Origin of the sequence: Paraburkholderia sp. SIMBA_053, assembly GCF_046534895.1 — a bacterium.
Lineage (GTDB): Bacteria > Pseudomonadota > Gammaproteobacteria > Burkholderiales > Burkholderiaceae > Paraburkholderia > Paraburkholderia caledonica.
On the sequence record NZ_JAWRXU010001434.1, the window covers coordinates 1 to 245 of the forward strand.

The 245-nt window shown below is 63.7% G+C and carries 1 protein-coding gene; it reads left to right on the forward strand.

Translation table 11 applies throughout. The features are described 5' to 3' along the window. The coding region (locus tag SB753_RS40355; protein WP_410805587.1) for an acetoacetate decarboxylase family protein at nucleotides 1-245 on the forward strand (245 nt) is incomplete at both ends.

The window sequence follows — 245 nt, forward strand, 5'->3', positions numbered from 1 at the left end:
CTATCTGCTCAAGGTAATACCGCACGTCGACGGTTCGGTTCGAATATGCGAACTCGTCCGCTTCTTTTTGCGCGACGTTCAGGTAACCGGCGCCTGGGAGGGGCCCGCCGCGCTCGAGCTTCATCCCCACGCGCTGGCTTCGGTCGCGGACCTGCCCGTTCGCAAGGTAATCGGCGCGCGTCACGTCGTCGCCAATCTCACACTCGATGTGGCCGAGGTGGCGCACGACTACCTTGCCTCCGTCG